The sequence below is a fragment of the Flavobacterium terrigena genome, assembly GCF_900108955.1.
GTDB lineage: Bacteria > Bacteroidota > Bacteroidia > Flavobacteriales > Flavobacteriaceae > Flavobacterium > Flavobacterium terrigena.
Map to the genome: position 1 here is coordinate 455632 of NZ_FNYA01000002.1, position 26485 is coordinate 482116.

Below are 26485 nucleotides of genomic sequence, written 5' to 3' on the forward strand. Positions count from 1 at the left end.
CGATTGTATAAAACTTTCTAATTTTATTTTTATGCTATTGTTTTTCATTTCTTTTACAAGTCCTACTTGCTTTTTTTAAACCCGTTTAGGGTTTAAAAACTCTAAATAGGCTGATTACTCTCTAATTTTCTGGGTTCAAATTCTGCAGAAACTTCTGCAATTAATTTGATGTGTTCTGGTGTTGTTCCGCAGCAACCGCCAATAATATTTATCAAATTATCTTGTAAATATTCCCTAATTAGAGCTTGCATTTCTTCTGGTGTTTGATCATATTCTCCGAAAGCATTTGGCAAACCAGCATTTGGATGTGCCGAAATGTTTAATTGTGTGTTATGCGCTAATCGTTTTAAATACGGTTTCAATTGATCTGCACCTAACGCGCAATTGAATCCAACACTTAACAGCGGAATATGTTGAATCGAAATTAAAAAGGCTTCTACCGTTTGTCCTGATAATGTTCTTCCTGAAGCATCCGTAATTGTTCCTGAAACCATGATTGGAATATCTAAATTTCTTTCTTCTTTGACTTCTTCAATGGCAAAAAGTGCTGCTTTAGCGTTTAACGTATCGAAAATGGTTTCTACTAAAAGTACATCTGAACCACCATCAATTAAAGCGTTTACTTGTTGTTTATACGCAATTCGTAAATCGTCAAAAGTTACGGCGCGATAACCTGGATCATTCACATCAGGCGACATAGATGCCGTTCTGTTTGTTGGTCCGATGGAACCTGCAACAAAACGAGGTTTGTCAGTAAACTCATCGGCAACTTCACGAGCAATTTTGGCAGATTGATAATTCAATTCGTATACCAAATCTTCCATATAATAATCGGCCATTCCGATGGTTGTTCCAGAAAATGTATTGGTTTCCACAATATCTGCTCCCGCTTGAAAATACAAACGATGTACTTCTTTTACCGCTTCTGGTTGTGTAATTGAAAGTAAATCGTTGTTTCCTTTTAATGGATGCGGAAAATCTTTGAAACGTTCTCCACGAAAATCTTCTTCTTCAAATTTATTGCGTTGTAACATCGTACCCATAGCTCCGTCAAGAATTAAAATTTTTTCGTTAATGGCTTGATAGATGTTACTTTTAACTTCTAAAGTTGATTTTTTGCTTGTGTTTGACATTTTCAATGATATTATGTTTTTATATATTATTCATACACTTTTACACCCGTTAAAAATGAAACGCGTGTAAACTTAATATTGATATCAGCGAAAAGTGGTGAAAATTTTCTGGTTATCTGCTTCCGAAAAAATCGGAATAGAATGTAGCACCTTCTACAAGCGTAGGGTTGCTAAGGTTTCGCTGGGTCTAATCCCTCCACCTTTCGTGATAACAATCATTATGTTTATGAACGCTGCAAAGGTAATAAAAAATTATAAAAAAGAAATATTTTCTAAATTTTAATTAAAAAAAGAATATAAATAGATTTTTATTCTTTTAAAACATTAAAATTACGAACAAAAAACTATTAAAATTTCTTTTGAGTTATATTTTATCAATAATTCTTAATATATCTCCAAAAACACCACGAGCTGTTACCGACGCTCCTGCTCCTGCTCCTTGAATTACGATTGGTCTTTCTCCATACGATTCTGTATAAATTTCAAAAATCGAATCCGAACCTTTTAATTGTCCTAAAGCTGAATTTTCAGAAACAGAAACCAATTTCACATCTAAATTTCCTTTATCTTGCTGTAAATCCCCAGACAATTCACCAATATAACGCAGTACATTTCCTGGTTCTTGATTGCCTTTAATGGTTTTATAATGGAAATCTAAAAGTTGTAAATTATCTAAGAAATTTGCAGTTGTTAAAGATCTCAACTCAGCTGGAATTAAATTCTGAATATTAATTTCATTGAATTCGTTTTGTAAATCTAATTCACGAGCTAAAATCAACAATTTTCTTGCTACGTCATTTCCGCATAAATCTTCACGAGGATCTGGCTCCGTAAAACCTAAAGCAATCGCTTCTTTCAACACTTCACTAAACGGTTTTTCTTCCACAGAAAAATGATTGAAAATATAACTCAACGTTCCTGAAAACACACCTTTAATTTTTGTGATATTTTCTCCAGAAAGGTGTAATAATTTAATGGTATCAATTAACGGCAAACCCGCACCAACATTCGTTTCGTATAAATAATTTTTCTGATTATCTTCTAATGCATGACGAATTTCTCTGTAAAAACCATAACTTAACGTATTGGCAATTTTGTTAGATGAAACCACATCGAAACCGCTTTCAATTAGTTCTACATAATTTTCCACAAAACCGCTACTTGCAGTATTATCTACTGCGATTAAATTTTCTAAATGATTTTCTTTTGCGTATTTAATAATATCTTTAACATCATAAGCTTCACCATTTTCAGCAATTTCAGCTTTCCAATTTTCATTTAACCCAGCTTCATCAATCACTAATTTGGTTGAATTCGCAATGGCGAAAATATTTAGCTTAATTCCTTTTTTGATTTCAATGTTTTTTGCTGAAGATAAAACCTGATTAATTAAAGTTGAACCTACTAAACCATGTCCGAAAATAGCAATATTTATCTTTTTGGTTAATCCGAAAATTTCTACATTAATCACATTTAGTGCACGTTTTAAATCGGTTTTCTTCACTACCAAACTCACACTGTTTCCAGTTATAATATTATTGAACAAGATTGGCGTAATTTTATTTCGAATTAAAGACGAATATAATTTGTGAAACGTACTTAAATCTTGACCAGTAATTGAGATTGCTGCAATATTATTATCCACAGAAACCCTACTAACATCTCCAAAAAGCAACTCATTTGAAAATTCTTTTTCCAAGCCTTGAAGCGCTTCTGAAGCTCTATCCGTACTCACAACAATTCCAATTCCTCTTTCTGATGAACCTTGAGAAATGATACTAACACTAATTTTATGATTTGCCATTACACTAAAAATTCGTGCATCGACACCAGCTTTACCAAGTAAACCTTTCCCTTCTAAATTGACTAAAGAAACATTATCTAAAACTGATAATTCCTTAATTCCTTTGTACTTAAATCCTTTTTCTTCTGATTTTAAAATTGACATAATTAAATTGTGTGTTTAGTGTTAAAAATTGTTTTTAAAATGTTGTTTAATCTTTCATATTCTATCAAGAATGCATCGTGTCCGTGAATGGAATTTATTTCGTGATAGGTTAAGTTTTTTGTTGTGCTGCTTAATAAATTATGCGTTTTGATATTTTCATTTGGCGCGAAAAAATAATCGCTATTAATGGCTATTTGATGTATTTTTGTTGTGGAAATTTTTGCAAAATCTTGTAAATCGTTTTCCGTGCTACTTTCTCCAATCGTCTTTAACAAATGATTCATTAATTTGTAGGCACTTAATTCAAATCTTCCGGTTAATTTTTCACCGTGATGCAACAACCAAGATTCGACTTTATAACTATTTTGATTGTCATTTCTTTCCGAATTAAATTTCGCCGATAATGATTGTGGCGTTCTGTACAATAACATGGCGTGCAATCTGGCATCGTGAATTGGATTTTTCGAATTATTCAGAATCACATCTTGCACCAAAACATTTCCGATAAGCCAATCATTTGCTTTCCAGTTTGTTGCTATTGGAATTAAATTCTGAATAGCTTTTGGCTTTAAAAGCGCCATTTCCCATGCAATTGCTCCACCTAAACTTCCACCAATTACGGCGAAAAGTTGGTTTATTTTTAAATATTCTAATCCTTTCCAAAACAAAGAAGCGACATCTTTTGTGGTGAAACTTTTATAATTTTCAATTAAATTCTCCACTTCATTATCGTACCCATTTCCTGGAATATTAAATGCGATTATGGTGTTTTTTTTTGTATCGATTACTTTGTTTTCTCCAACTACATCATTCCACCAGCCGTTTTGACCTTCTACATTTGAATTCCCAGTTAAAGCATGATTGACCAACACAATTGGCGCCATTCCTATAGGTAAACCAAAAGTTTGAAACGATAAATTTATTTTACTCACTTCACCAGATTGAAGTAAAAAATTTGATATTTTAATATTTTGTAATGCTTTCATTTATTTTTAAACTGCTATTATTTTATGAGATTCTGAAACTGGTTCAGAATTAAAAAACCCTCTTGGAACATTTACCAAAAGGGTTTTTTAGTTGAACTAAAACTAAATTTTACTCTTTCACTTTTGGCAATACTTATTTGGCACATACATGCACATCATCATTCGTCTCATCATCATATAATTGTTTAATGCTTTCATGTTTTTATTTAAGTTGATTTTAAAAAAAAGCCTCTGCGTTGGCAGAGGCTAAATGTTGCATTGTGTTTAGTAGGTTAAATTTATGCAATACTATCCTCTGTGTGGAAATCCACACATTGTCATTCGAATATTATATGTTATAAATCTCATCTATCGTTGTTGTTTTTGATGGGGCAAACTTAGAGAAATATTTCTCCATAAAAAAACTTTATAGATAAATTTTCTAAATTTTGTTATTTTAAATCATTAAAATAGATTTTTATTCTATATAAATCATTTAATCGTCAAAAAAAATCTAGTGATTAGAAATATTTAACTTAAACTATTTTCAGTAACATTCTGATACTAAAAACAATAACTAAAAACGCTACTAATAATAAAGCAATTTTCTGAGGTAATCTTCCTGCAAGCCTTGCACTTAAAGGCGCTGCAATTGAGCCACCAATAATTAAACCTAAAATTATATACCAATGACTAATTCCTAATGAAGTGAAAAAAGTGATTGAAGCAGCTAATGTGACAAAAAATTCCGCCAAACTTACTGTTCCAACAACATAACTTGACTTTCTTCCTTTCGATAAAAGTGTTGAAGTTACAATTGGACCCCAGCCACCGCCTCCAAAAGCATCGAAAAAGCCACCAACAAACCCTAACAAACTCGTGTTTTTAAGTTGTTTCTTTTCGATTCTCTTTTTGCACGCTAAAATGATCAATCGAATTCCGATTAATAACGTATAACTTGCCAGAATTCCGTACGTAATGACTTCATATTTATTTCCTAGATAAATCAATAACAAAGCTCCAGCAACTGCTCCAATTACACCCGGAATGGCAATCCAGAAAAATAATTTCTTATTTACATTTCCGAATTTATAATGTGAAAAACCACTAATTCCGCTGGAAAACATTTCCGCCGTATGGATACTTCCACTGATTGCGGGAAGTTTTATTCCTAGCAACATCATACTAGTAGAACACGTTACTCCATAGCCTAAACCTAAAGCACCATCTACTAATTGAGCAAAAAAACCAATTAATAACATTCCATAAAATGCATTTGGAATATATTGAGTTTGATGCCATAATTCTTTAAAAGAAATAAATTCAGAAAGTCCAAATCCTAAGAAAAAAAACATAAATAACAACGTGATTTGCAACACCAATCTTTTATATTTTTTAGCCTCTTGTTTTTCTTTTTTCTTTGACGAAAAAACTTCCGTTGCTTTATTTAAATCGGCTAATTTTTGATTAAAATCTCCCTTATGTTGGTTTCTAAATTCGTTTAGTTGTGTGATATTTTCTTCAATTTCATTTGGAATTACTTCTGTAAAATATTCTCGCAATCGCTTGGCTAAAACTGGCGATTTTCCGTTAGTAGAAATCGCAATTTTTAAATTTCCTTTGTTCACAATCGAACCCAAATAAAAATCACATAAATCGGGTTGATCCGCCGCATTTACTTTAATTCCTTTTCCTTTGGCTAACTCTCTAACGTTTCGATTTACTTCTGGTTTATCAGTTGCAATAATTACAAAATCTTTGTTTTCTAAATCAGTTGCTTCAAAAGCTCTTTCGTAAAAAGAAATAGTTGAATTTTGACGAATAATTTCCTTCAACTTCGGATGAAAATAAGTCGCAACCAAGATTAAATTAATCTTAGGGTTTTGCCTTAATAAGGTTTCTGCTTTTTCCAAACCAACATTTCCACCGCCCACAATTAAAAAGCGGGCGGTTTCTGTTTTTAGGAAAACTGGAAATAATGTATTACTCATTTTTTTTCTTTTTTAAATCAATACTGTGAAAAATGGACAATCTTAAAATATCTCTATTATAAAAATCGGTTCCTGATTTTTGTTGCTGAAACCAATTCATATAACCAATTTCAAAAGCATACGATTTATTCACTTTATAATTTAGTGCGAGATAAACTCTATTTTGGTCGAACGTATTTTTGACAATCTTTTTTCCTAGATTAAACATTATTTCATCTTTAATTTTAAGAAGTAATTTTTCATTTCCTTCTTTTTTCCAAATCGGAAAATCTAATCCTAATTGATAACGCAATCGGAAATTTGAAAAGTGATAACCACCAACTAATTTGCCATTTTCTACATCATGAAAAAAACGTGCTTCCGCTTTATAACGATGATTAATTGTTATAAATCTTAGTTTTTGCTTGTTACTAAAACCGATATCTGGACGCAATTCCGGAACCGTTAAATTACTTTCAGAATTCGGGTTATTCGGGTTTTGTAAAAACAATGTCATTCCCGAAGAAGCCTTCCAGTCTTCAATTAATTTCCTTTCTAAATTTAACCTAAACACCAATTGATGTTGGGCTGTTGGATTATAAAACTGTCGTTCTTGAATTTCGCTATTCAAACTCCAATTCTCGTTAAACTTTAAACTGTTGTAATATCCATACCAAATCAATTGTTGATTTTCTACCTTTTTTTGCGCTAATAAAAACTCAGGAATCAATAAAATAATTACTAAAACTATCTTCTTCATTAGTTCAAAATTGCTCGGTAAGTATAATCTCCGAAAGTTTCATTTTCTAACTTCTCTATGACATACTTTCCTAATAAAACATCTACATCTTCTAAAATTTGTGATTCAGTTTGTTTCTCTTTATAAATTGTATTCAAACGCGTTCCTAAACGGTCGCCGCCTAACATGAAATTATATTGTTCTGGACCTGTTCCAACGAAACCAAGTTCCGCAACATACGGACGACCACAGCCATTTGGACAACCCGTCATACGAATGGAAATTTCATCATTTGTTAATTCGTATTTGGCTAGAATTGGTTCAATTTTTGTTACCAATTCTGGTAAATAACGTTGTGCTTCCGCCAAGGCTAACGGACAAGTTGGCAACGCCACACACGCCATCGAATTTTTTCGTAAAGCACTTTCTAGTTTTTCGATATCATGTTGCGATAACAAAGCTTCTACTTTTGATTTATTACTTTCTTCAATTTCTCCTAAAATCAGATTTTGATTTCCTGAAAAAATGAAATTACTGATGCCCAATTGCGCCAATTCGAACAAAAACTGCTTTTGATCAGGTTTAATCACACCATGTTCTACAAACAACGTATAAAACCATTTCCCTTGATGATTTTTTTCCCAACCAAAACGGTCACTTCTTTCTGTAAACGTGTATTTTCTTTCAGGTTCGAATTCAAATCCGATGCGACTTTCTAATTCTTTTTTGAAACCTTCCACCGTTAATTTATCAACTGTATATTTCAATCGAGATAATTTTCTATCGACACGATTTCCAAAATCACGTTGCACCGTTAAAATTTCATACACGGCTTTTAGCGTTTTTTCTTCTGTATCCGTGAAACCAATAATACTTCCTAAACGAGAATACGTATTTGGATTTCCGTGAGTTGTAGCCAAACCACCGCCGATTGCGATATTGAAACCTTTCAATACATTGTTTTCGATAATAGCAATTAATCCAATATCGTTGGTAAACACATCTACATCATTACTTGGTGGAATGGCGATTGCGATTTTAAATTTTCTCGGCAAATAGCGATCTTCATACAATGGATCGGCTTCAGATGAACGTTCGTAAATTTTTTCACCATCGATAAAAACCTCGTAATACGATTGCGTTTTAGGCAAAAGCAAGGTTGAAATTTTATCGGCATACTCGTAAATTTGTTGATGAATGGCTGAAATTTGCGGATGCGAACTCACAATCACATTTCGGTTTACATCGCCACACGCCGCAATTGAATCTAATTTTGCGGTGTTAAACGCTTGAATGGTTGGTCGTAATTGATGTTTTAGCAATCCATGTAATTGCACCGTTTGTCTTGTTGTGATTTTTAAAGTTCCTGTTCCAAATTGTTCTGAAATTTCATGCGTTGCAATCCACTGATTGGCGTTAATTACACCACCAGGAATTCTCAAACGAATCATAAATGAATATAATTTGTCTAATTTTTTGGCTGCTCTTTCTACTCTTCTGTCGCGGTCGTCTTGCACATACATTCCGTGAAATTTCACTAAAGTTTCGTCGTCCGGACGCACATTTCCTGTATGATTATCTAAATCGATACTTTCCTTTAATGTTCCTCTAAGACCATCACTTTTGGTCTTGATATGTTCTACTGCTGATAATTTTTTGCTCATTTTATTTATTTTTTTAAGGCATAAGCAAAAAGGCAAAAGGCAAAAGTTTTAACTCTCATTATCTTATCCCTTTTTACTATTGCCTAATCACTTAATACACGTCTTTTTGATATTTTCCTTGATTCTCTAATTCTTCCAAAACTTGTTTAGCATCGCTTTCTGAGATATTTCGCTCTTTTGAAATAACCTCAACAATGGCTTGTTCTACATCTTGACTCATTGGATTTTTTTGTCCGCAGATGTAAATACTGGCGCCGTTTTCTAACCAAGAATTAAATTCCTTTGCTTTTTCTCGAATTCTGTCTTGCACATAAATTTTACGTTCTTGATCTCTTGAAAAAGCCGTATCTAATTTCGTCAACACACCAGTTGTTAGCCATTCTTGAATTTCGGTTTGATAGTAAAAATCTAACACGAAATGTTGTTCACCAAAAAACAACCAGTTTTTACCTTCGGCTCCGGTCACATCTCTTTCTGCCAAGAAACTTCTGAAAGGTGCAATTCCAGTTCCTGGGCCAATCATAATAATATCCGTTTCTTCGTTTGGCAATCGGAAATTTTGATTTTTATGTATATAAAATTCCAGTTGTTCTTCTAAAGGAAAATCGGCTAAAAATTCTGATGTTAAACCTGTTTTGATTTCATCATCCACGTTGAATTTATTCAAATTAACCGTTAAATGCACTTGTCCCTCATGCGCTTCCGAAGATGACGAAATAGAATATAATCTTGGAGCAATTGGCAAAAGCAAAGCAATCACTTCTTCTAATTTTACTTTTTTAGGTTGGTGTTTTTGAATGATATCTAACAAATTAGCTTTCTCTTCAATAATTTCAATTTCAAACAACTTTGAAAAAGCTTCCAATGATTTTTTAGACAAACCTCTCACATTTTTATCTGCAAGAATTGAATAATCTTCTTCTTCAAAATACGTTGCAATGGCTTGAATTTCTGCTTCTTTATTTTTTGGAAAAACACCTAAAGCATCACCAGGTTCGTAACTAATTTCATCATCAGATTCAATTTCGATATGATAGGTTTCTTTGTCCGAACCTTTGTCATTCAATACGACTTTATGACTAATTTTTCCTAAATAATTTTTCTTACCAGAAGAAACAATTGAACTTGTTGGTTTTACTTCATTCGTTACATTTGAGTCAATATTTTGAAAAGCTTTTTGTAAATCACTTTCCCAAATTGAAACAGTTTCTGCAAAATCAACATCTGCTTTTACTAATGGTAACAAACGTTTTGCTCCTTTTTCTTCTAGAACCTCATCTAACAAAATTCCTGCATTAGAAAACAACGGATACGAAGAATCTCCAAGTCCTAAAACGGCAAAAGAAACTTTGCTAAAATTCGCATTTGACGCTTTTAATTTTTCGTAAAATGGTATGGCATTTTGAGGAAATTCTCCTTCACCTTGTGTACTCATTACAAATAAGACCAGACTTTCTTTTTCAAGTTTAGCCACATCATATTGAAAAACATCAATAGCTTTTGCTTGAATTTTATTCTTTTTGAAAGCCGCCAATAAATTAGAAGCTACTTTTTTAGAATTTCCAGTTTCAGTTCCATACACAATTAGAGGTTTTACAGTTACCGAAGGAATTGTATTGTTTTCAGTGATTCCACCTAACAACTCCACTCGATCTAAAAACCCAGATAAATAACCTTTGGTCCAGATAATTTCTTCTTTTGAAGCATTTTGTGCTAATTGTTGTAATAACGATAGTTTAGTTTCAGACAGCATTTTGGAATATATTTTTATGATTATCGAAATAAGATTCTGTTGTATTTTTTTCAGTGAACCATGAATATTGTTCATGTAAATTCACCACTTTTCCTATGATTAATAGTGTTGGCACAAATTCAAATTCAGGCAAAGATTTTGATTGGATATTTTCAAAAGAAAACACGTTTGTTTTTTGATTGGGCGTAGTTGCTTGTTGCACCACAGCCAAACCTTTTTCTAAATCAATACCAAGATTTAAAAGTTGTTGCGTTAAAAAATCAAGACGTTGTCCGCTCATGTAAAAAACCAAAGTATCTTCTGTTGTCGCCCAGTCTTTCCATTGGTCGTACTGCACTTTATCTAAATCGTAAAGCGTTAAAAATCGCACACCTCTTGAAAAACCTCTAGCCGTTAGAGGAATTCCCGTATAAGCTGCAGCGCCAAAAGCCGCTGAGATTCCTGGAATGATTTCATAAGGAATTTCATGTTTCTTAACCGTTTGTAATTCATCTAACACATTAGAAAATAAAGTAGCATCGCCACCTTTTAATCGCAATACCAATTTCCCTTGCAAAGCGAATTCCACTATAAGTTCGTTAATATCTTTTTGTGGTGTCCAAATGCCTTTTGAACATTGTTTACCCACATAAATTACTTCTGCATCTTTTCTGGCATATTCTTCAATTAGTATTGGTGAGACCAATCTGTCTGTTAAAACCACATCGGCAGTTTGCAAATATTTTAATGCTTTTAGGCTGATTAAATCGGGATCTCCAGGACCAGCTCCAGCCAAAATAACTCTCCCTTTTTTTGCTATTTGTATCATAATTATTTTTGAAATTAGGCGTAGAAATAGCTGCTCCGCGTTAATAACGAAGTACAATTTCTACAATAAATCACTGATTTCTAGAACAATCCTTCTATCGAAAGATAACGTTCTCCGGTATCGTAATTAAAGGTTAATACTACAGCATCATCAGGTAATGACGCTACTTTTTTTGCTACGGCAGCTAATGAAGCACCCGTTGAAATTCCGACTAAAATCCCTTCTTTTTTAGCAATATTTCTGGTGTATTCGAAAGCTTCGTCTTTTGAAACTTGAATGACCTCATCAATTAAATTTCCGTGGTAATTTTCTGGAACAAAACCAGCACCGATTCCTTGAATTGGATGTGGAGATGGACTACCACCACTTAAAACTGGAGACAATTCTGGTTCCACTGCAATAACTTTAACATTCGGAAATTTAGCTTTTACGACCGATGCAATGCCCGAAATATGTCCGCCAGTTCCAACACCAGTGATGATATAATCTAAACCATTTGGGAAATCTGCTAAAATTTCTTGTGCTGTGGTTCTTTGATGTATCGCAACATTTGCTGGATTTTTAAACTGTGATGGCGACCAAGCATTTGGAGTTTGTAAAACTAATTCGGCAGCTCTTTCAATAGCTCCTTTCATTCCTTTTTCGCGTGGTGTTAAATCGAATTCTGCACCATAGATTTCCATTAATTTTCTGCGTTCCACACTCATCGATTCCGGCATTACCAAAATTACTTTATAGCCTTTTACAGCTGCCACCAACGCCAATCCAATTCCCGTATTACCAGAAGTTGGTTCGATAATTACACTATTCGGGTTTAGTAAATTTTTAGCTTCCGCATCTTCAATCATTGCTAAAGCAATTCTGTCTTTAATACTATTTCCTGGATTGGTTCTTTCTAATTTAATCCACACATTTTTATTCGCACCGTATAAATTATTGATTTTTACTACTGGTGTATTTCCTATCGTTTCTAATATATTATTTGCTTTCATCTCGTTTGATTTTATTTGTATTTTTATTTGTTTTGATTTCCTAAATCACATAATTCAATGCTTCTGGAAACTCACTTTTCTTTTTAATTTCGATTTCACTTTTATGATAAACCAAAGAATTTTCTGGAACTGAATGGGTTAACCAAACATTTCCGCCTATTACTGAACTCACTCCGATTGTTGTATTTCCTCCCAAAATGGTGGCATTCGCATAAATAGTCACATTATTTTCAATGGTTGGATGTCTTTTATCTGAAGCATTATCTTTTGAAACCGACAAAGCTCCTAATGTGACACCTTGATAAATTTTAACATTGTTTCCTATTTTAGTGGTTTCGCCAATTACAATTCCAGTGCCGTGATCTATAAAGAAATTTTCTCCGATTTCTGCTCCTGGATGAATGTCGATCCCTGTTTTACTATGCACATATTCCGTTATTATTCTTGGAACAATTGGAATATTTAATTTCCAAAAAATATTAGCAATTCTGTAGGCTGTAATCGCAAAAAAACCTGGATAAGCAATTAAAACTTCTTCTTTAGATTTTGCAGCTGGATCAAAATTTATAATCGTTTCTAAATCGTTAATCAAAACAAAATGAATTTGCTCTAGACTATCAAAAAAATAATTTGAATTCACTATAATTTGATTCGTATCATCTGCAACATTTGCCAAAATATCTTGAAGTTTTAACTGAATCAGCTTTTCTTTATTTTGGAAAAACCTATAATTAGAATATTCTTGACTAATATCGAAAAGCCAATTAATCAATTCATCCACCCATTTTTCCACTTGTTTTTTATTGATTGGACTTTTCGTCCTTTCCTGATTTCTGATGTATATTGAGTACGACATATTATAAAAACATTAAGGCGCCAACCGTATTATTACTAGTTTCATCAATCAGAATGGCATTTCCTGATTTCGGATTTTTATCGAAAGCATCATAAAACAACGGCTGATTTGTTCTTAAACTAATTTGAGCGATGTCATTTAGTTTGATTTCCGTTTCGTTGGTGAATTCCCAATCGTTGATATTCCATTTTTGATTTACTTCTTGAATTTTCACGCGAACATTTTTAAATCGGTGTTGCAACAAATACGTTTTCCCTAATTGTAATGGCGTGTTATCTAACCAAGAAACCCAAGAATTAATTTGAGTAGATTCTATTGGTAATTGATGGTATAAAACGACAGTATCACCACGACTAATATCAATGTTGTTCTCAAAATGTAAAACGACATTATCGCCAGCTTTCGCCACTTGAATACTTTCTAAATTCTTCTCAATTTTTACAATTTTAGTGGCAATATTCGCTGGTAAAATAATTGCTGTATCGCCAACTTTATAACTACCACTCAATACCAAACCAGCGTAACCACGATAATCGTGATTGGCTTCATCTTTTGGACGAATTACCCATTGTACTTGAAATCGAGATGCTAAATCTTCTGTTGTTTCCAATTCAATAGATTCTAAAGTTTCTAACAATGCTTTTCCTTCGTACCAAGCTGTATTTTCAGACTTCGTCACAATATTATCACCAACCAAAGCGCTTACTGGGATGTAATGAATTTCATTGAAATTCAACTCAGACTTAATCGTTTCAAAATCAGCTTTAATTTGATTGAAAATTGTTTCAGAATAATTCAGTAAATCGATTTTATTTATGGCGATAATTGCTTTTTTAATTCCCATCAACGAACCAATACTGGCGTGACGTTTTGTTTGTTCTGTAATTCCTTTTCGAGCATCTACTAAAATGATAATCAAATCGGAATTAGAAGCTCCAGTGATCATATTTCTCGTGTATTGTTCGTGACCTGGTGCATCGGCGATGATAAATTTTCTTTTCTTAGTCGAAAAATATTTATAGGCTACATCAATTGTAATTCCTTGTTCGCGTTCTGCTCGAAGTCCGTCTGTAATTAGTGACAAATCGATATCCACACCTTCTTGTTTCGTTTGTTTTTTCAAAACACCTAATTGATCGGTGTGAATACTATCAGAATCATATAAAAGACGTCCGATTAAAGTGCTTTTACCATCATCTACATTTCCTGCTGTTATAAATCGTAATGTGTTCATTGTTTTTTTTGTTTCAAGTTGTTTTTGTTTCAGGTTTCAAGTTTCAAGTTTAGAAATACCCTTGTTTTTTTCTGTCCTCCATGGCTGCTTCAGATAGTTGATCATCTAATCGCGTTTGTCCTCTTTCACTCACTCTGGTTTGAATGATATCTTCAATTATATCTTGTATGGTTGCCGCTTCGGAAGGAACTGCTGCTGTACACGTCATATCTCCAACCGTTCTGTATCGTACTTTTTCAACCACAACTTTATCATTTTCTAAAGGTTGAATGAGTTTTGATGTCGCCACCAATTTATCTTGGTGCACAATACATTCTCTTTCATGAGCAAAATACAAGTTGGGTAATTCGATGTTGTGTTTCTGAATGTAGTTCCACACGTCTAATTCTGTCCAATTGCTAATTGGGAAAACTCGAACATTATGACCTTTTTTCACTTTTCCGTTTAAAATATCCCATAATTCTGGACGTTGTAATTTTGGATCCCATTGTCCGAAATCGTCTCGAACGGAAAAAATTCTTTCTTTCGCCCTGGCTTTTTCTTCATCGCGTCGAGCACCACCAATACACGCATCAAATTCATTTTCCTCAATCGCATCTAAAAGCGCATAGGTTTGTAGAGCATTTCTTGAAGGAAAACGACCAGCAGTTTCTTTCAAATTGTATTTTTTAATGCTATCTTCTACTGAAGCTACGATTAATTTTTCGCCAATTTGATTCGCTAAATAATCTCTGAATTCAATGGCTTCTGGGAAATTATGACCGGTATCAATATGTACCAATGGAAAAGGAAATTTCCCTGGACGAAAGGCTTTTAAAGCTAGATGCACCAAAACGATAGAATCTTTTCCGCCAGAAAAAAGCAAAGCTGGTTTTTCAAATTGTGCGGCAGTTTCACGAAGAATATAAATTGCTTCGTTTTCTAATTGTTCTAGATAGTTATGTTTTTGACTCATTTTGTTTTGTTTCAAGTTTCAAGTTATTTTTGTTTCAGGTTTCAAGTTGTTTTTACCTGATTTTATTTATGTAAACCACATTCTTTTTTGGATTGATCTTCCCACCACCAACGACCCGCTCTGAAATCGTCACCTGGTTTTATAGCTCTTGTACATGGTGCGCAGCCAATACTTACAAATCCTTCATTGTGTAAAAGATTATATGGAACTGCATTTTTCTTTAAATATTCCACAACTTCATCGGTTGTCCAGTTTAATAATGGATTGAATTTGTATAGTTGTTTTTCTTCGTCCCATTCAATTTCTTTTACCGAATTTCGATTGTTCGATTGTTCCGCTCGTAAACCTGTAATCCAAACTGTTGCACCGACTAAAGCTCTGTTTAAGGGTTCTACTTTTCGAATGAAACAGCATTCTTTTCTTAAGTCCACCGAATTATAAAAAGCATTAATTCCATTTTCATTGATATAATTTTCAATGGTGTTTGAATTCGGATAGAAAGCCTTAATTTTTGCATTGTATTGTAATTGTGTTTTGTCCCAAACAGCATAGGTTTCTGGAAAAAGTCGGCCTGTATCTAATGTAAACACCTCAACATTTTTAATGTTTTGCGAAAAAATAGCATGAGAAATCACTTGGTCTTCAATTCCGAAACTGGTTGAAAAAACTATTTTACCTTGGATTATTTTGGCGATTTGTTTTAGCTTTTCTTCTAGCGTTTTACTTTCTACAACTTTTTTTAATAAATTATCTTTCATCTTTGATTTTGGTTTAAATAAAAAAAGCTCCTTCAAATTGAAGGAGCTTAATACTATTGTTTGTGATATATACAAATACAGTGTTACGGCTCCTTTTTGAGAAAGCACGCACAACAAACTGAAGTTGAAACTGTATATGTTATTGAATTTGAAATCATTTTATTTTTGTATTTATTTAATTATTGGATATAAAAAAAGCCTCTGCAAAACAGAGGCTTTTAGCTATTTTAAAAATTTAAAATTAGGCAATAGTCATCTCTGCGGAAATTTTCCCCATACAACAACACATATTGCTAACTGTAAATATCATTTTCTTATTATTTATGTGGCAAAGATAGATTAATTTTCTTTTAAACCAATTTTTTTAGATTAATTTTCTAAATTTTATTATTATTTTATCTTTAAAATGAATATTAGTTTTAAATAAATCATTTTAATAGATTATTTTTCTTTTTAATTATTCGAATCCAATTTTTAAATTATTCTAATACCAATTGAAATACGTTGATAATATCTTCGATTGGTTCTGCACCAACTGAGATTCGCAATAAATTCGGATTTATACCTAATTCATTCAATTTACTTAAGCCACTTTCCGACTTTAAATAATCGTAATGTGCTAAATACACATATGGCATGGCTAGCGTAAATTCCGTTCCTAAACTTGGGCCTTTAGCCAATTCTAACTTATCGTAATAATGAGCTAAATCTTCATCAAAAACTACTGACAACAATCCTGGAACTAAATTTCCTTTTTGGATTTTCGAAAAATTACCCAAACTATCTTCATGAAAAACACTTTTAATTTCAACAACTTTTGATTGTGTTTTTAAATAATCATGAAGTAAAATCGTGTTTTCAGAAATTCTATTTACACGATTTTCGTAATCTAAAATTTCAAAACCTAATCTTTTAACTTCACCTTCAAAAGGAGGAATTACGTTTTCAGAAAGCAAAGAAACTAGAGCATTATTTTTAGCAATAATTGCACCGAAAAGCAAATCGGCATTTCCGCAAGCGAATTTGGTTAAACTTTCCACAACCACATCGCAATAAGGTAAAACATCTACGCAATAAGGTGTTGCCAACGTATTATCTATAATTAGTTTGATTGAAAAACGGGAACACAATTCGTGCAATCTTGGCAAATCTACACATTGTAAAAGCGGATTACTCACCACCTCTGTTATTAGAACAGCAACTTTTTGATGATTTCTTTCTAACCAATTTTCCAGTTGATTTAAATCGAAAATATTAATTTGAACGTGAGAATTCTCTTTTCTTTCGATAATTTCCATCGTATCGACATACAACCAACCCAATTGTACAATTTCAGTTTTCCAGAATTTTTTCTGAACAGAAACCAACACTTCAGTTGCCGTAAACAAAGCATTCATACCGCAATTAGACAAAACAACTTTATTTGAAGATGTTCCGTATGCTTCACTCAACGTATTTTTTATATTGGAAATCGCTTTTTTTTCATTTACCGTTTCTTCAACAAAAACAGTTTTAATTAAATTGTAATTATATAAAGTTTCTTCCGCTTTTCTAGAACTGATAATTAAACCTGCATTTCGGATAAAATCGGCGTATTTTTTTTCGTTTTCATCTTCTGAATTGATAATTAAAAATGCGTTTTTATATTTATCTTCGATACATTCAAAAGAAACATTTAAAGCTTTTTCAATTATAATTTTAGCATGAATTGAAGTAATTGGAATTAATTTTTCGGCATCAGAAATTTTATATTTTTTCTTTATAAATTGCGTCAATTGTGTCACAAACGGATTGCGAAAAAAGCGCGGATATCCTGATTTCATTTTATCAATTACACTAGATTTCCCTTCTTCATAATCAATCACATCTTGAATTTTTGGTAAACTCACTGAAACCGAGTGCGGATTATCTAAAGGAATGTTTTCTCCGCAAGGAATTTTACAAAAATATTCACTGATTACTTCACTAGTCATAACTTTACGTATTTATTCGTTTCTACTTTTAATGCTTGTTGAATATCCGCAATTAAATCGTCGATATTTTCTAATCCAACCGATATTCGAACTGTAGCATGCGTCAATCCAATCTTTTTCAAATCTTCTTCAGAATACGTGGCATGACTCATTTTTGAAGGAATTTCTAAACGAGAATCTGATGTTCCGAAAGAAACTTTTTCGCCAAATAATTTCGTATTCTGAATTAATTGTTCTGCTTTTTCCGCTGATTTCAATGTTATTGTTAATACAGAAGGAATAATTTTCATTTGACTTTTCGCTAACTCATATTGTGGATGTGATGGCAATCCTGGAAATTTCACATCAATCACATCAGAAAGTGTATTTAAAAACTCCGAAAGCTGAATAGCACTTTGTTCTTGAGTTTTCATTCTGTATACCAATGTTGGTAAGCCTAATGAGACTAAAAACACATCAAACGGACTTTGCGCTCTTCCATGTGCATTTGAAAAATAATTCAAACGTTCCGACCAATGTTCCGTTTTTGCAACGATTGCTCCTGCTACCACACTTCCATGTCCAGAAATAAATTTTGTTGCTGAAAACAAAGAGAAATCTGCACCTAAATCTAATGGTTTTTGTGATGCGAATGTTGCCATACTATTATCAACCGCAAATAATGTATTGTATTTTTGACTTAAATCGGCAACCGATTTTAAATCAACAATTTTCAAACTTGGATTGGTTGGCGACTCACATAAAATCAATTTTACATCATTTTGTTCTAAGGCATTTTCTACTTCAGATAATTCTGTAAAATCTGCATAACAGGTTCTTACATCATATTTTTCAAGTAAAATTGACAACAATCTGTATGTTCCACCATAGCAATCTCTTTCTACTAAAATTGTATCACCAGATTTCAAAACGGTATCGAATAATAAAGCCAAAGCTGAAACACCAGTATTCGTACAAACACAACCTGCACCGTTTTCTGCTAAAGTGAAAATATCTTCTAAAGCATTTCTAGTTGGGTTATCTGTTCTAGAATAATCGTAGTTTTTATTATTTGGAAATTGTCTTTTTTGATCAAATGTTGCCGTGTTGTAAATAGGCAAATGCGTAGCGCCATAAGCGTCTACTAAATTGGAATGTTGTGATATATTAGCTAATAAAGTTTCAAGTTGCATGTTATATATGTTTAAAGTTGTGTCAAAAAAAAACCTCTACAAAAGCAGAGGTCTATTTATATTATTTTTTAGATTTAACAAATAGAGTACCCCGCGGAAATTTTCCACATCATCATTTGCATCATCATTTTATTATTTCCTAATTGCATGTTGTTGTTTTTTAACGAGGCAAAAATAGAATAATTTTCTAATAAAATAAATTTTATAGTTAAATTATCTAAATTTTACTACTTTAAAACATTTATTTAGTTTTTTTATCTACAAAATTTAAAATTAAGCCTTTAAAATTATTTTATCTAACAAAAAAATCGGAATAACAAATTGACGACCAATTCATTATTCCGATTTTTAAAGTTTATATTTTCTAGAACCTACTAGTTTTTCACAAATTTAGACGTTCCAGAACCTTCTAAAGTATTTATCCTTAAGAAATAAATACCAGGATTCAAATCACCTACAGAAACACTTGATACATTAGAATTAATTTCTTTAACCACTCTTCCGTTAATATCGGTAATTGAAACTTTAGTAATTTCAGAATCATTTAAATTTGAAATATTAACCATGTCAATTACAGGATTTGGATATACTGAAAAATTATTTTTAAAGAAACTATCCGTACTTAATGGCCTGTCAACTGAAAAAGTATCAATTCCAATAAGATCAGAATTAGCACCAGTAGGCCCACCATTTGTAACAAAATACCTAAATGCAAATTTAACAGGCGTTAATCCAGACAATCCAGAAACCGTGTATGAATATTGCGTCCATGTTTTTGGATACACAAACCCACCTACTAAAGTTGGATTAATAGTTAAACATACAGTTGTAAACGAACCAACCCCTGAAGAACCTCCCGAAGGAAGAACAGTAGCAACAGAACTCATTCTTAATTCCAATCTATCTGGATAATCCGTTGCCCCATCAGTCCCTTTACGAGAATAAAACGTAACAACATCCCCATTTTGAACGGAAATATCTGGAGTAATTAACCAGTTACTAATTATTCCTGTACCGGTTGTACTATTAAAATTCACTACAGCAAAAGAGTTATTACCTCCCGCTTGTCCTACAGGAACAGTATTAATATTTCCACTTCCAAATAAAGCACCAGCTAATGGCGTGGTATAAGTTGCATTATTCCATGTTGCAGTAGTTGCTGGAGAACTTTGGTTAGTAACTTGCCATCCTGCAGTAACCATAGCAGCCGTAGTTCCGTCAAATCCAAAAGCAAACTGATTTTGTGACATACCAAAAATTGGCAATAAAAGTAAAAGTAGAATTTTTCTCATAATTATTATTTTTAAAATTATTATTGAATGTACTCAAACTCAACAATTAAACAACGTTAACCCGTTGAAAAACAATTATTAATCGACAAAACACATTTTTTATCAAAAAAAACAAAACAACTATTTGGAATTCAAATACATTTCATACATTTGCACCAGAATTAAAAAGAGGAAAAATTTGAACTGATTGCAACCTCGTTAAAAAAATGCTAAAGCAGAAACCCTCCTTTAGTATTTCCCTGCAATTTTTTCGTTTATTATTTATATAATTTATTTTTATAATTATGGCATATTTATTTACGTCGGAATCTGTAAGTGAAGGACATCCAGACAAAATTGCAGATCAAATTAGTGATGCATTAATTGACAACTTTTTAGCATTTGACCCATCGTCAAAAGTAGCTTGTGAAACTTTAGTAACAACGGGGCAAGTAATTTTGGCTGGTGAAGTAAAGTCTTCTACTTATTTAGACGTACAAACTATTGCTCGTGATGTAATTAGAAAAATTGGTTACACTAAAAGTGAATATATGTTTGAAGCGAATTCTTGTGGTGTTTTATCAGCAATTCACGATCAATCAGACGATATTAATAGAGGAGTTGACAGAGCAGCTGCTACTGATTTCGAATCTAAAGCAAACGCACAAGGGGCAGGTGACCAAGGAATTATGTTTGGTTACGCTACAAACGAAACAGTAGATTTAATGCCATTAGCATTAGATTTAGCTCATAAATTATTACAAGAATTAGCAGAATTAAGAAGAGAAAATTCAGCTATTACTTATTTACGTCCAGATGCAAAATCTCAAGTAACATTAGAATACAACGACGAAAATCAACCAGTAAGAATTGATTCTATTGTAGTTTCAACTCAGCATGATGATTTCGACGAAGAAACTACAATGTTAGCTAAAATTAAGAAAGATATTATTGAAATTTTAATTCCTAGAATCTTAGCTAAATTCCCTCAATACGCACATTTATTTAATGATAAAATTGAGTACCACATTAATCCAACTGGAAAATTCGTAATTGGAGGACCACACGGAGATACTGGATTAACAGGTAGAAAAATTATTGTTGATACTTACGGCGGAAAAGGTGCTCACGGTGGTGGAGCTTTCTCAGGAAAAGACCCAAGTAAAGTAGATAGAAGTGCTGCTTATGCTGCGCGTCATATTGCTAAAAACTTAGTAGCTGCAGGTGTAGCTAGTGAAGTTTTAGTACAAGTTTCATATGCTATTGGTGTAGCTAAACCATGTAACATTTATGTAAACACTTACGGAACTGCTAAAAATGGTTTATTAGATTCTCAAATTTCTGATAAAGTAGCGCAATTGTTTGATTTAAGACCATACGCAATTGAGCAAAACTTAAAATTAAGAACACCAATTTATAGTGAAACTGCTGCTTACGGACACATGGGACGTAAAAATGAAGTAGTTACTAAAACGTTTAAATCTCCAAATGGCGACGTTAAAACGTTAGAAGTTGAATTATTCACATGGGAAAAATTAGATAGAGTTGCAGATATTAAAACTGCTTTTGGAATCTAATATTTTCTAAACATTATAAAAAAATCCCGATTTGAAATTCAAATCGGGATTTTTTATTTTTATCTAATATCTTGATTTAAAATTAAATCAACGTATAAATTAATTTTGTCTTTTAATTCTTTTCTGTGCGAAATGAAATCTAAGAAACCGTGATCTAATAAAAATTCAGAAGTTTGAAATCCTTCTGGTAAATCTTTACCAGTTGTATCTCTAACTACACGAGGTCCAGCGAAAGCTACTAAAGCTCCTGGTTCAGCGATATTAATATCTCCTAGCATCGCATAAGAAGCCGTAGTTCCACCAGTTGTTGGATCTGTACATAATGAAATGTATGGCAATTGCGCTTCTGCTAATTGTGCTAATTTTGCTGATGTTTTTGCTAATTGCATTAACGATTGTGCTGCTTCCATCATACGAGCTCCACCCGATTTTGAAATCATTACAAACGGCAATTTATGTTTCATAGAATAATTAATTCCACGAGCAATTTTTTCACCTACAACAGCACCCATAGACCCACCGATGAAAGCAAAATCCATACAACAAACAACGATGTCGTTTCCTTTAGATTTACCAACAGCAGTTCTTACAGCATCTTTAAGTTTTGTTTTTTCAGTAACTTCTTTTAAACGATCGCTATATTTTTTTGTATCTACAAAGTTTAATGAATCTACAGAAGTTAAATTTGCATCCAATTCTTCAAATTCATTATTATCAAAAAGTATTTGAAAATATTCCGCACTACCAATTCTAACATGATAATCGTCTTCTGGACTAACCCATAAATTTCTTTCTAATTCTTCAGAATCAACAATTTTACCTGTAGGCGATTTATACCACAATCCTTTAGGAACATCTTTTTTATCTTCAGTTGCAGTTGTAATTCCTTTTTCTTTTCTTTTAAACCAAGCCATAATTTTAAATTTTGGTTAGAAGACAAAAGTTTGAAGATGGAAATTTACATCCAACTTCAAACTTCAAACTTCTTGCTTATAATGTATTTACGTTATTTAAATCGGCGAAAGCCTGTTCTAATCTTTTGTTGAAAGTCAATTCACCTTCACGAATCCATTTTCTTGGATCGTAATATTTTTTATTAGGAAGTTCACTTCCTTCTGGATTTCCAATTTGAGTTTTTAAATATTCCATATTAGTTGCTATATAATCTCTAGCTCCTTCTGTGAAAGCAAATTGTAAATCGGTATCAATATTCATTTTAATTACTCCGTAAGAAATAGCTTCTCTAATTTCTTCTAAAGTTGAACCAGAACCACCGTGGAAAACAAAATCAACAGGATTTGGACCTGTATTGAATTTATTTTGAACGAATTCTTGAGAATTTTTTAAGATTTTCGGAGTTAATTTTACGTTTCCAGGTTTGTAAACACCGTGAACATTTCCGAAAGAAGCTGCAATTGTGAAACGCGGACTAATTTTCATTAATTCTTCGTAAGCGTAAGAAACTTCTTCTGGTTGAGTGTATAATTTAGAACTATCTACATCAGTATTATCTACACCATCTTCTTCTCCACCAGTAATACCTAATTCAATTTCTAAAGTCATACCCATTTTACTCATACGAGCAAGATATTGTTTACAAAGTTCGATATTTTCTTCAATTGGTTCTTCTGACAAATCAATCATATGAGAAGAATATAATGGCTTTCCTGTTGCTGCGAAATGTTTTTCAGAAGCATCTAACAAACCATCAATCCAAGGTAATATTTTTTTAGCACAATGATCTGTATGTAAAATCACAGTAGCACCATAAGCTTCAGCTAAAGTATGCACGTGAATTGCACCTGCTATTGAACCTAAAATTGCTGCCTTTTCATTTGCATTAGATAATCCTTTTCCTGCATTAAATTGCCCACCACCGTTTGAAAACTGAATAATAACTGGAGAATTAAGTTTTGCAGCTGTTTCTAGAACACCATTTACAGTACTATTTCCAGTAACATTTACTGCTGGCAAAGCAAAACCTTTTTCTTTTGCGTATCTAAAAATTTCTTGAACTTGATCTCCTGTAGCTACTCCGGGCTTAATATTATGACTCATATTCTTTTTTATTTGATAATTTATGTGTGTTGTTGTTTCGATTTACAAAAGTAACAATTTTATTAATTTTAAAAAGGATAATTGATACCTATATTAAAAACTGTTTTAGATAAATTCATATCTCTGAACCATCTTTCTGAATATTCTTTTGCTGGATTGTATAATTTATATCCGAAATCACCTCGAACTACGAAGAAACCAAAGTCATAACGGAGACCAAAACCTGTTCCTATAGCAGTATCATTAAGCGATTTAAAGCCTTTAAAAACTAATTTTTCATCTTCTACATTATCAAAAACATTCCAAATATTTCCAGCATCTGCGAATAAAGCACCGTTTAAACTATTGAAAATATTAAATCGGTATTCTAAATTAACTGATAATTTAAAGTTAGCTTCATTAAAATCATTGACACTTTTACTAGCTCCTGGCCCTAATGAATACGCTTGCCAACCCCTATTATCATTGCTTCCACCAGCAAAATAACTTCGTGAAAACGGAACAGAATTGGAGTTTCCATAAGGAATAGCAATTCCACCAAAAAATCTAAAGGCTAATGAGCTCTTTTTATACAAATGCAAATGCTTAATATATTCAAATTCCGTTTTTATATATTGTGCGTATTCTACACCAAATAAAGTTCGGTTATTACTATCACTAAAAGGTTCATTTTTTTGTTTAGCAATTAAATTTAAAACATTTCCAGCACTTTCAACTTTTGCCTTAATATTATAAAACTCCACATCGTTAATGTCTCTTTTTGTACTTAAATTATAAGAGAAACTTGAAGATAAAATTAAGTTGTTTTCAATTAATCTTTTTCTTCTTTCCCCAATAGTATTGATGGTTTTAAAATCTGCTTCGTTATTAACTGGTATTCCACCATAAGAAACTTGATTTAAAAATTCAACTGCGCCTGGCAAAGACAAATCTCCTGTTAAAGCTCCATCAACAGTTAAATTAGGATTATTGTTATATACATGAGCCAATTCATTTAATGTGTTATAAGAATAATTATACACATTAAAATAATTGCCAACATTTAAATTTCTAACAAATTGCAAATTGAACAAATCGAATCTAAACTTTTTAGTTTCATCTTTATTTAATCCCCAATCATAATAAAAACTTCCATTATAATTTTCTTTATCCAAACCAATATTGGTTTGTTTAGAAAGTCCTAACGTAATTGCTGTGCTCGGAAAAGATTCTTTCTTAATTATTTTTTTGGTATTAATCGGGAAGAAAATTCGAGGTAAAGATAATTTCACATCACCTCCATATTCCAAAATATTAAAAAAGGCATTAGTACTGTTTTTTATACTTGGATCTGTTGATGTTCCTAGATTTCCTCGTATAGCAAAATCTAAAATTTCAGCACCTTTAAACACATTCCTAAATGTAATACCTGTGAATCCAGAAATACCAAATTGTTGAATATTAGAATGCGTTAAATCACCCTTTATATTATATTGATATTTTTTTAATGGAGTTAATACAATATTTGCGATTAATCCATTTCCGCTAGCATCTTCAACATATTGAATTCGTGGAAACGAGAATATTCTTAAATTCGTTAATGCTCTTGTGGTTAAGGTTTTATCTTTATCACTAAACAATTGACCTTCTTCAATAAAGATGGCGTTTGTTAACGCTTTTGGTTTGTATTTTAATTTTCCAGAACTATAAAAATTGGTTTTTTTATAAGTAATACTATCAATTCCTACCGCTTTTTCTTTAACTTGTTTATCTGTAAAAACATTTACTTTTGAGATTCTATACAATTTAAATGGTTCTGTATAACTTGAATCTCCTTTTTTTACAACCCTATTTCCAATATTAAAAGTGATATTTAATTTATTATCTGGCTTGTCAATTGTATCAACATCAGGTGGTTTTATATAGTTCTCTTGGAAAAAATATAAGCCACGATTTCTAAATTCCGTAGCAATTCGTCTTTTCTCATTTTCAATATTTTCTTTGCTATATGCCTCACCTGTTTTAATTAGTGATTTATCAGAAATTCGAACATACAACGAATCTACAATTGGCGATTCAATATTTCTAAAAATACTGTCAATTACATAAGCATTACCCGTGTTTACTTTATACGAAATTTTTACTTTTTGATTTTTTAACGAATCAATTTTAGAAGACACTTTTGCATCAAAAAAACCTCTATTAAAATGATAAGCATATAATCTTTTCTCCGATTTTTTAACTTTTGAAGTATCTAAAATTGATGGCGCTTCACCAATTTCCTTTAAAAAATTACTATATCCAGAAACAAAGAACGATTTCCCTAAACGGTTTACTTGCTTCTTAGAATACAGCTTAGTCATTCTCTCAATTCGGTTTGGTTTTTTATGCAACCAAGCATTATAAGAAGAATCCGCATTTTTTTTACTTAAGTTATACAATTGTAAACGCGGTTTGAAACCTAATAATTTACTGTTGGGTTTTTGATATAACTGATTGTGCAAATCTTCCGAATTGGTAGATTTGTCATTTACAATAATTTCGTTGTCATGAATTAGCAATTGTTTCTTCTGGAGCTTTCTTACTTCAGAACAAGAGTAAAAAAGTATTCCAAAAAGAAAAAATAGTACTATTTTTGATGTGAGATTTTTCAAGCACTTAATTTTATTCAAAAATACAA

The 26485-nt window shown here is 32.1% G+C and carries 19 protein-coding genes, 1 pseudogene and 1 riboswitch; of the genes and pseudogenes, 1 reads left to right on the top strand and 19 read right to left on the bottom strand.

Going from position 1 to position 26485, the window contains the following annotated elements:
• Positions 1-101: 101 nt before the first annotated feature.
• From BMX42_RS05440 to BMX42_RS05515, 16 genes and pseudogenes are all read right to left on the bottom strand, one after another.
• A complete protein-coding gene (locus BMX42_RS05440; RefSeq protein WP_091310035.1) occupies positions 102-1133 on the bottom strand; it encodes a homocysteine S-methyltransferase family protein in 1032 nt (343 codons plus the stop codon).
• 109 nt (positions 1134-1242) lie between these two features.
• Positions 1243-1348: riboswitch (SAM riboswitch) on the bottom strand.
• Between the two features lie 149 nt (positions 1349-1497).
• Positions 1498-3042, bottom strand: a pseudogene (locus BMX42_RS05445) (ACT domain-containing protein); the annotation flags it as partial.
• A 41-nt stretch (positions 3043-3083) separates the two neighbouring features.
• Entirely contained in the window at positions 3084-4067 is a 984-nt protein-coding gene (locus BMX42_RS05450) for an alpha/beta fold hydrolase (RefSeq protein WP_091310043.1), read from the bottom strand.
• Positions 4068-4582: 515 nt separating this feature from the next.
• Positions 4583-6037: a TSUP family transporter gene (locus BMX42_RS05455; protein WP_091310048.1), complete on the bottom strand. Its 1455-nt coding sequence runs from the start codon at positions 6035-6037 to the stop codon at positions 4583-4585.
• Entirely contained in the window at positions 6030-6776 is a 747-nt protein-coding gene (locus BMX42_RS05460) for a DUF2490 domain-containing protein (protein ID WP_091310052.1), read from the bottom strand. The genes BMX42_RS05455 and BMX42_RS05460 overlap by 8 nt, the downstream gene beginning before the upstream one ends.
• Positions 6776-8419 (bottom strand): NADPH-dependent assimilatory sulfite reductase hemoprotein subunit, encoded by a 1644-nt coding sequence (locus BMX42_RS05465; RefSeq protein ID WP_091310056.1) that lies wholly within the window; start codon positions 8417-8419, stop codon positions 6776-6778. The genes BMX42_RS05460 and BMX42_RS05465 overlap by 1 nt, the downstream gene beginning before the upstream one ends.
• 91 nt (positions 8420-8510) lie before the next feature.
• Complete coding sequence (locus BMX42_RS05470; protein ID WP_177169123.1) at positions 8511-10172, bottom strand: diflavin oxidoreductase; 1662 nt, start codon at positions 10170-10172, stop codon at positions 8511-8513.
• A complete protein-coding gene (gene cobA / locus BMX42_RS05475) occupies positions 10162-10980 on the bottom strand; it encodes a uroporphyrinogen-III C-methyltransferase (protein WP_091310063.1) in 819 nt (272 codons plus the stop codon). Before cobA ends, BMX42_RS05470 begins: the two co-directional genes overlap by 11 nt.
• An 80-nt stretch (positions 10981-11060) precedes the next feature.
• On the bottom strand, positions 11061-11972 hold the full coding sequence (cysK, locus tag BMX42_RS05480; protein WP_091310067.1) for a cysteine synthase A: 912 nt from the start codon (positions 11970-11972) through the stop codon (positions 11061-11063).
• Positions 11973-12012: 40 nt separating this feature from the next.
• Positions 12013-12828 (bottom strand): serine O-acetyltransferase EpsC, encoded by an 816-nt coding sequence (gene epsC, locus BMX42_RS05485; protein ID WP_091310070.1) that lies wholly within the window; start codon positions 12826-12828, stop codon positions 12013-12015.
• Position 12829: 1 nt separating this feature from the next.
• A complete protein-coding gene (locus BMX42_RS05490) occupies positions 12830-14062 on the bottom strand; it encodes a sulfate adenylyltransferase subunit 1 (protein ID WP_091310074.1) in 1233 nt (410 codons plus the stop codon).
• Between the two features lie 49 nt (positions 14063-14111).
• The gene (gene cysD, locus BMX42_RS05495) at positions 14112-15017 is read right to left on the bottom strand and encodes a sulfate adenylyltransferase subunit CysD (RefSeq protein ID WP_091310078.1); all 906 of its coding nucleotides are present in this window, start codon (positions 15015-15017) and stop codon (positions 14112-14114) included.
• 62 nt (positions 15018-15079) lie between these two features.
• Entirely contained in the window at positions 15080-15775 is a 696-nt protein-coding gene (locus BMX42_RS05500; RefSeq protein WP_091310082.1) for a phosphoadenylyl-sulfate reductase, read from the bottom strand.
• 479 nt (positions 15776-16254) lie between these two features.
• Positions 16255-17748: a PLP-dependent transferase gene (locus BMX42_RS05505; RefSeq protein ID WP_091310086.1), complete on the bottom strand. Its 1494-nt coding sequence runs from the start codon at positions 17746-17748 to the stop codon at positions 16255-16257.
• The gene (locus tag BMX42_RS05510) at positions 17745-18920 is read right to left on the bottom strand and encodes a trans-sulfuration enzyme family protein (RefSeq protein ID WP_091310090.1); all 1176 of its coding nucleotides are present in this window, start codon (positions 18918-18920) and stop codon (positions 17745-17747) included. The genes BMX42_RS05505 and BMX42_RS05510 overlap by 4 nt, the downstream gene beginning before the upstream one ends.
• 374 nt (positions 18921-19294) lie before the next feature.
• Positions 19295-20212 (bottom strand): T9SS-dependent choice-of-anchor J family protein, encoded by a 918-nt coding sequence (locus BMX42_RS05515; protein WP_091310094.1) that lies wholly within the window; start codon positions 20210-20212, stop codon positions 19295-19297.
• 284 nt (positions 20213-20496) lie between these two features.
• On the opposite strand from BMX42_RS05515, the gene metK reads away from it, so the two are divergent.
• Entirely contained in the window at positions 20497-21768 is a 1272-nt protein-coding gene (gene metK, locus BMX42_RS05520; RefSeq protein ID WP_091310097.1) for a methionine adenosyltransferase, read from the top strand.
• A 59-nt stretch (positions 21769-21827) separates the two neighbouring features.
• Here the strand turns inward: metK and accD are convergent, their stop codons facing one another.
• The 3 genes from accD to tamL all read right to left on the bottom strand — a co-directional run bounded on the left by accD (position 21828) and on the right by tamL (position 26477).
• A complete protein-coding gene (gene accD / locus BMX42_RS05525; RefSeq protein WP_091310101.1) occupies positions 21828-22682 on the bottom strand; it encodes an acetyl-CoA carboxylase, carboxyltransferase subunit beta in 855 nt (284 codons plus the stop codon).
• A gap of 76 nt (positions 22683-22758) precedes the next feature.
• On the bottom strand, positions 22759-23826 hold the full coding sequence (gene fbaA, locus BMX42_RS05530) for a class II fructose-bisphosphate aldolase (protein ID WP_091310105.1): 1068 nt from the start codon (positions 23824-23826) through the stop codon (positions 22759-22761).
• A gap of 68 nt (positions 23827-23894) precedes the next feature.
• Positions 23895-26477, bottom strand: coding sequence for a translocation and assembly module lipoprotein TamL (gene tamL, locus BMX42_RS05535; RefSeq protein ID WP_449404127.1), 2583 nt, complete (start codon positions 26475-26477; stop codon positions 23895-23897).
• Between the last annotated feature and the right edge of the window lie 8 nt (positions 26478-26485).

Excerpts from the sequence above, each read along its gene's own strand:
- BMX42_RS05440 (WP_091310035.1), bottom strand. The coding sequence starts at position 1,133 with ATGTCAAACACAAGCAAAAAATCAACTTTAGAAGTTAAAAGTAACATC.
- BMX42_RS05450 (WP_091310043.1), bottom strand. The coding sequence starts at position 4,067 with ATGAAAGCATTACAAAATATTAAAATATCAAATTTTTTACTTCAATCT.
- BMX42_RS05455 (WP_091310048.1), bottom strand. The coding sequence starts at position 6,037 with ATGAGTAATACATTATTTCCAGTTTTCCTAAAAACAGAAACCGCCCGC.
- BMX42_RS05460 (WP_091310052.1), bottom strand. The coding sequence starts at position 6,776 with ATGAAGAAGATAGTTTTAGTAATTATTTTATTGATTCCTGAGTTTTTA.
- BMX42_RS05465 (WP_091310056.1), bottom strand. The coding sequence starts at position 8,419 with ATGAGCAAAAAATTATCAGCAGTAGAACATATCAAGACCAAAAGTGAT.
- BMX42_RS05470 (WP_177169123.1), bottom strand. The coding sequence starts at position 10,172 with ATGCTGTCTGAAACTAAACTATCGTTATTACAACAATTAGCACAAAAT.
- cobA (WP_091310063.1), bottom strand. The coding sequence starts at position 10,980 with ATGATACAAATAGCAAAAAAAGGGAGAGTTATTTTGGCTGGAGCTGGT.
- cysK (WP_091310067.1), bottom strand. The coding sequence starts at position 11,972 with ATGAAAGCAAATAATATATTAGAAACGATAGGAAATACACCAGTAGTA.
- epsC (WP_091310070.1), bottom strand. The coding sequence starts at position 12,828 with ATGTCGTACTCAATATACATCAGAAATCAGGAAAGGACGAAAAGTCCA.
- BMX42_RS05490 (WP_091310074.1), bottom strand. The coding sequence starts at position 14,062 with ATGAACACATTACGATTTATAACAGCAGGAAATGTAGATGATGGTAAA.
- cysD (WP_091310078.1), bottom strand. The coding sequence starts at position 15,017 with ATGAGTCAAAAACATAACTATCTAGAACAATTAGAAAACGAAGCAATT.
- BMX42_RS05500 (WP_091310082.1), bottom strand. The coding sequence starts at position 15,775 with ATGAAAGATAATTTATTAAAAAAAGTTGTAGAAAGTAAAACGCTAGAA.
- BMX42_RS05505 (WP_091310086.1), bottom strand. The coding sequence starts at position 17,748 with ATGACTAGTGAAGTAATCAGTGAATATTTTTGTAAAATTCCTTGCGGA.
- BMX42_RS05510 (WP_091310090.1), bottom strand. The coding sequence starts at position 18,920 with ATGCAACTTGAAACTTTATTAGCTAATATATCACAACATTCCAATTTA.
- BMX42_RS05515 (WP_091310094.1), bottom strand. The coding sequence starts at position 20,212 with ATGAGAAAAATTCTACTTTTACTTTTATTGCCAATTTTTGGTATGTCA.
- metK (WP_091310097.1), top strand. The coding sequence starts at position 20,497 with ATGGCATATTTATTTACGTCGGAATCTGTAAGTGAAGGACATCCAGAC.
- accD (WP_091310101.1), bottom strand. The coding sequence starts at position 22,682 with ATGGCTTGGTTTAAAAGAAAAGAAAAAGGAATTACAACTGCAACTGAA.
- fbaA (WP_091310105.1), bottom strand. The coding sequence starts at position 23,826 with ATGAGTCATAATATTAAGCCCGGAGTAGCTACAGGAGATCAAGTTCAA.